At 62.8% G+C, this 4,075-nt stretch carries 3 protein-coding genes; 1 reads left to right on the plus strand and 2 read right to left on the minus strand.

The genetic code is table 11. The features are described from left to right. Nucleotides 1–2,821 (minus strand): methionine synthase (gene metH / locus ACH4F2_RS35150; protein WP_398136742.1); only part of this gene is annotated, 2,821 nt, incomplete at its 3' end. Between metH and ACH4F2_RS35155 the strand changes: the two genes are divergently transcribed. Next, nucleotides 2,820–3,677 carry a homocysteine S-methyltransferase family protein gene (locus tag ACH4F2_RS35155; RefSeq protein ID WP_398136743.1) on the plus strand — a complete coding sequence of 286 codons (858 nt, stop codon included), beginning with the start codon at nucleotides 2,820–2,822 and terminating at the stop codon, nucleotides 3,675–3,677. The two genes, metH and ACH4F2_RS35155, sit on opposite strands and share 2 nt — an antisense overlap. A 37-nt stretch (nucleotides 3,678–3,714) precedes the next feature. Here ACH4F2_RS35155 and ACH4F2_RS35160 read toward each other — a convergent pair whose 3' ends face one another. Continuing rightward, on the minus strand, nucleotides 3,715–4,047 hold the full coding sequence (locus ACH4F2_RS35160; protein ID WP_070159670.1) for a cupin domain-containing protein: 333 nt from the start codon (nucleotides 4,045–4,047) through the stop codon (nucleotides 3,715–3,717). Between the last annotated feature and the right edge of the window lie 28 nt (nucleotides 4,048–4,075).

Genomic DNA, 4,075 nt, shown 5'->3' on the forward strand with positions numbered 1-4,075 from the left:
CGGACAATTCGACGCCGATTCGTTCGGGTTCGAGCAACGCAACCAACTTGGCTCGATCCTCGAGATCCGGGCACGCGCCGTATCCGAACGAATAGCGAGCGCCGCGGTACTCGAGATCGAAGTAACCGGCAACCTCGGTGGGATCCTGCTCCGCGACGGTGTGACCCTCGGGAAGCACTAGCTCTTCACGGACGCGTCGATGCCAGTACTCGGCCAGAGACTCCGTGAGCTGGACACCGATTCCGTGAACCTCGAGGTAATCGCGGTACGAGTTCGACGCGAACAACTCGTTGGCGAAGTCCGCGATCGGCTGACCCATCGTCACCAACTGGAACGGGAGTACGTCGACCTGCCCGGTGGCCTCGGCGTCCTTGCGCGAGCGAACGAAGTCCGCGATGCACAGGAAGCGGTCGCGGTGCTGACGCGGGTAGGTGAATCGGAACCGTTCGGGTGCATCCGGTTTCGGCTCGGTGAGCACGATGACGTCGTCGCCCTCCGAGATCGCCGGGAAGTACCCGTACACAACCGCGGCGTGCGCGAGGATGCCCTCGGACGTCAACCGATCGAGCCAGTACCGAAGCCGCGGACGGCCTTCCGACTCGACCAGTTCCTCGTACGTCGGACCGTCGCCCTTGCGCTGACCGCGAAGGCCCCACTGGCCGAGGAAAAGAGCGCGCTCGTCGAGCAGCCCCGAGTACTCGGACAGAGAGATTCCCTTGACGATGCGCGAGCCCCAGAACGGCGGTGTCGGCACCGCAATGTCGGTAGCGACATCGGAACGCTCCGGCAGGACGACGGGAACCGCTGCAGCTTTACGCTTTTCGGCGATGCGCTTGGAACGCTCGTGACGAGCCTTACGCTCGGCAGCCTTCTCGCGAGCAGCGATGGCCTCCGGGCTGTCCGGCGCCGGGCCGCCACCACGCTTGGTCGTCATGATCTGGTCCATCAAGTTCAGACCCTCGAAAGCGTCGCGGGCATAGCTGACGTCGCCCTCGTACACCTCCTGCAGATCGTTCTCGACGTAGGAGCGCGTGAGCGCCGCACCACCGAGCAGAACCGGGAACTGTTCCGAGACACCGCGAGAGTTCAGTTCCTGGAGGTTTTCCTTCATCACGACAGTGGACTTCACGAGCAGTCCGGACATGCCGATGACATCGGCCTTGTGCTCGATCGCAGCATCGAGAATGGTCGCGATGGGCTGCTTGATGCCGAGGTTCACGACGTCGTAGCCGTTGTTGCTCAAGATGATGTCGACAAGGTTCTTGCCGATATCGTGGACGTCGCCCTTGACCGTCGCAATGACGAGGCGACCCTTGCCGTCGTCGTCGCTCGCCTCCATGTGCGGTTCGAGGAACGCAACTGCTGCCTTCATGACCTCGGCGGACTGCAGAACGAACGGCAACTGCATCTGTCCGGAACCGAACAGTTCACCGACGGTCTTCATGCCCGAGAGCAAGGTCTCGTTGATGATTTCGATCGGGGACTTGATCGTCATCGCCTCGGTGAGGTCGTCGTCGAGGCCGTTGCGCTCGCCGTCGACGATGCGGCGTTCGAGCCGGTCGAACAACGGAAGTCCCGCCAGTTCCTGCGCACGGGACTCGCGCGCCGACGCAGCCGAGACACCCTCGAACAGAGCCATCAGCTTCTGCAGCGGGTCGTAGCCCTCGCTACGACGGTCGTAGACCAGGTCGAGTGCGGTTTCACGCTGCTCGTCAGGAATTCGGGCCATCGGCAGAATCTTGGACGCATGAACGATCGCCGTGTCCAGACCTGCCTCGGTGCACTCGTGCAGGAACACCGAGTTGAGGACCTGCCGTGCGGCCGGGTTCAAACCGAACGAGATGTTCGAGATACCCAGGGTGAAGTGGAGTTCCGGGTACGCAGCCTTGAGCTGACGGATCGCTTCGATGGTCTCGATGCCGTCGCGTCGCACCTCTTCCTGACCGGTGGAGATGGGGAAGGTCAAGGCGTCGACGATGATGTCGGACTCGGCGAGTCCCCAGTTTCCCTTGATGTCCTCGATCAGACGCTTGGCGATGGCGACCTTGGTCTCGGCTGTGCGAGCCTGGCCCTCTTCGTCGATGGTCAGGGCGACGACTGCCGCGCCGTGCTCCTTGACCAACGTCATGATCTTGTGAAAACGCGATTCGGGGCCGGCGCCGTCCTCGTAGTTGACGGAGTTGACAGCGCAGCGGCCACCGAGGTGCTCGAGGCCGGCTTGCAGCACGGCAGGCTCGGTGGAGTCGAGCATGATCGGCAGCGTCGAGGACGTCGCCAGACGGCTGGCAAGTTCCGACATGTCGGCGGCACCGTCGCGGCCCACGTAGTCGACGTTGAGGTCGAGCATGTGTGCGCCGTCGCGGGTCTGGTCCTTGGCGATGTCCAGGCACTTCTGGTAGTCCGCGGAGAGCATTGCCTCGCGGAAAGCCTTGGAGCCGTTGGAGTTCGTGCGTTCACCGATCATCAGGATGCTGGCGTCCTGCTCGAACGGCACCGCCGAGTACAGCGAAGAGGTGCTCGGCTCGTGGATCGGCGTGCGCTGGGCCTTCTCGACCTGACGGACCGCGTCGGCGACCGCGCTGATGTGCTCGGGTGTCGTACCGCAGCAGCCACCGACGAGGCCGAGTCCGAACTCGGAGACGAAACCACTGAGGGCTTCGGCCAATTCGTCGGCGGTCAGCGGGTACTCGGCGCCCTTGGGGCCGAGCTGCGGCAGACCGGCATTGGGCATGACCGACACCGGCAGCGTCGAGTACTTGGACAGATGACGGAGATGTTCGCTCATCTCGGCCGGCCCGGTGGCACAGTTCAGGCCGATCATGTCGATACCGAGTGGCTCGAGGGGGTGCAATGAGATCCTCAACGACACCCGTCCCGACGTGCTCAAAGACATCCACCGTGCGTACTTCGCCGCTGGTGCCGATGCCGTCGAGACCAACACCTTCGGTTGCAACCTGCCCAACCTCGCCGACTACGACATCTCTCACCGGATCCGCGAACTCGCGGAAAAAGGCACTGCTCTCGCCCGTGAAGTAGCGGACGAGATGGGACCAGGCCGCGACGGCATGGCCCGATTCGTACTCGGCTCGATGGGACCGGGAACCAAGCTCCCCAGCCTCGGACACGCACCGTACGCAGTCCTTCGTGACGCGTACACCGAAGCTGCGCTCGGCATGATCGACGGTGGCGCCGACGCCATCCTCGTCGAAACCTGCCAGGACCTGCTTCAGGTGAAAGCTGCAATCCTCGGCAGTCAGCGTGCGATGGAGCAACTCGGACTGCGGTTGCCGATCATCACGCACGTGACGGTCGAGACAACCGGAACGATGCTCCTGGGCAGTGAGATCGGTGCGGCGCTGACGGCACTCGAGGCCGAGGAAGTCGTCCAGGGTGAGGTCCGCGGCTTGCAACATGGTGCCCATCGCTCCGTCGCCGATGACAACGCGCTGTTTCAGCGCATCAAGCAGGGCAGAGTTAAATGGGGCAGACAAGCCGCCGACAGCGGGCTCCGAGGAATCAACGGTGTTCGGATCCTTGGTCTCGAAACGGTTCAATGCATTTACCTAACAGGACGATTGCCATCGACACGTAGAAGGACCGCGAACCGTGCCCGCGGACGATGCGGGGCACAGCTCGCGACTGGAGCATGGTCGATGACGAAGCGGAGTAAGAAATGACGGTCAGATCAGTGGCCGTGAAGACCGGGTCGATACTTCAGATTGCTTTAGCGACCGTCAGTAGTACGCACGAGGCCTCCAGCGCTTCGAGAGAATGTCGAGCATTCGGGACGATCAACAGATCGCCGGATGATCCCTCCCAAGCATTCTCGGCTGCGCACAGGCGTACCCGGCCGGTGAGGACATAGACGGTCGCTTCCCCAGGGTTCTCGTGCTCGTCGAGTTTTTGGCCCTCTGCCAGCGCGATGACGGTTTGCCGCAGGACGTGTTCATGGCCGCCGTACACGGTACGAGCGCTACGGCCGCTCTTCGAGTTTTCCGCCTTGTCGGCGAGTTGGCGAGCTAGCGCTGTCAATGACATCTTTTCCACGATGTTCGCTTTCTTTGCGTTTATGCGG

Origin of the sequence: Streptomyces sp. NPDC017890, assembly GCF_044328675.1 — a bacterium.
GTDB lineage: Bacteria > Actinomycetota > Actinomycetes > Streptomycetales > Streptomycetaceae > Streptomyces.